Source organism: Alcanivorax sp. HI0083, from assembly GCF_001635175.1.
Map to the genome: position 1 here is coordinate 1 of NZ_LWFX01000445.1, position 1104 is coordinate 1104.

A 1104-nucleotide genomic window follows, 5' to 3' on the forward strand; every position below is an offset into this window, starting at 1 on the left:
CCATGGGTATTCAGACTGAAGACCGCGCTCGTTTCAACGCGCTGATGCACGAAAACTTCGCGACCATTTTCCCGAACCAGGACGTGACTGCCGCTGAAGTAATGGCAAGCATCACTGACGTGATGAAACAGGATCAGGCGCTGTCCAAGTACCTGGCCTAATCAGCACAAAAGATCCATCAGAGCCCCGCTTCTGGCGGGGTTTTGTTTTTAGGGCCCTCTTTTCTGACACTTTTGTCGGCTTGTAATTGAGACGGATGAATCCGGATGCGCACTGGTCTTTTCTGTGTGCTGCTGTGCTGGTTTGTGCCGGCGTTTGCTGCAACCCCTTCCCTGTCTGAACTGGCGGAATCGTCCCGCTGGCAGGCGTTATTACATATCAATCCCGGTGCGACCCTGCGTGACAAACATCAGAGTTATGTGGACGACGATACGTTTTTTTTCGCCGATTCCGGTAAGGCCGATCCGTTAGCCGAGCTTGAGGCGACGGAGCAGGCACTTCGTGCTGCGCAATCGCCGGCGCGTTGCCGTTTTCCTGCGCGCTATCGTTTTCTGTCCGAGCAGCTGGGTTGGCAAGACGCGGCACCCTTTTCACACTGCGATGACTACAACGAATGGCGCGACGCGATTCATGCCAATCGCGCGGTGCTGGTTTTCCCCGCCGCCTATTTGAACAGCCCTTCGTCCATGTTCGGACATACCTTGTTAAGGCTGGATCAAGGCGAAGATAGCGCTGTCTGGTTGTCGTGGGCGGTAAACTTTGGCGCGGTTTCAAGCGAAGCCGATAATTCTTTCTTTTATATCTACCGCGGTCTGGCAGGGGGCTACCCGGGTCGCTTTGCCCTTGTGCCCTATGTGCAAAAAATTCAGGAATATTCGCACATGGAAAACCGGGATATGTGGGAATACACCCTGGATCTGGATCAGTCAGAAATCGATTGGCTGATTGATCATCTGTGGGAATTGAAAGACATCAATTTTGATTACTACTTTTTTGATGAGAACTGCTCATTTCGCCTGCTGGAGTTGGTGGAAGTGGCGCGCCCGGGATCCGAATTGCTCAGTGAATTGCGGTTTGCCGAAGTGCCGGTCAATACGGTGCGGG

At 53.3% G+C, this 1104-nt stretch carries 2 protein-coding genes; both read left to right on the top strand.

Going from position 1 to position 1104, the window contains the following annotated elements:
* The first annotated feature begins 2 nt into the window (after positions 1 to 2).
* Complete coding sequence (locus tag A3754_RS25950; protein ID WP_156496790.1) at positions 3 to 161, top strand: DUF3015 family protein; 159 nt, start codon at positions 3 to 5, stop codon at positions 159 to 161.
* A 105-nt stretch (positions 162 to 266) separates the two neighbouring features.
* A partial coding sequence (locus A3754_RS04585) for a DUF4105 domain-containing protein (RefSeq protein ID WP_156496791.1) occupies positions 267 to 1104 on the top strand: 838 nt, incomplete at its 3' end.